We start from the raw sequence: 403 nt of genomic DNA, 5'->3' as shown, positions 1-403 counted from the left end.
AATGATACTTTTGGTCAGCAAATATGAGCGAGCTTATGATTTAATTCCAATCATGGTCTTCCATGTTTTGGGAATGATTTTAGAAATATTTAAAGTAAAGCATGGGAGTTGGTCCTATCCAGATGCCGGCTTATTTAAAATTATGGATGTTCCCTTATACAGTGCTTTTATGTACTCGGCAATTGGTTCTTATATTGTTCGGGCAATAAAAGAGTTTGATTTAGAAGCAATCAATTGGCCGCATTGGTTGATGTCCATTGGTATTTCTGTTCTTATTTATCTCAACTTTTTTAGTGGAACCTTTGGCTTTGATTTCAGAAATATCTTTTATCTCTTTATTTTAATGATTTTCTGGAAAACTAAATTTACTTTTGTATTGCGGACAAAACGTTATCAAATGCCG

At 33.0% G+C, this 403-nt stretch carries 1 protein-coding gene; it reads left to right on the top strand.

Features of this window, described 5'->3' with window-relative positions:
* Nucleotide 1: 1 nt before the first annotated feature.
* A partial coding sequence (locus EAS64_RS48175) for a DUF817 family protein (RefSeq protein ID WP_145862461.1) occupies nucleotides 2-403 on the top strand: 402 nt, incomplete at its 3' end.

The organism is Trebonia kvetii (assembly GCF_007827045.1).
Classification (GTDB): Bacteria; Actinomycetota; Actinomycetes; order Streptosporangiales; family Streptosporangiaceae; genus Trebonia; species Trebonia kvetii.
Note: the sequence above shows the minus strand (reverse complement) of the source record. Positions and strands in the feature narration are given on the sequence as shown.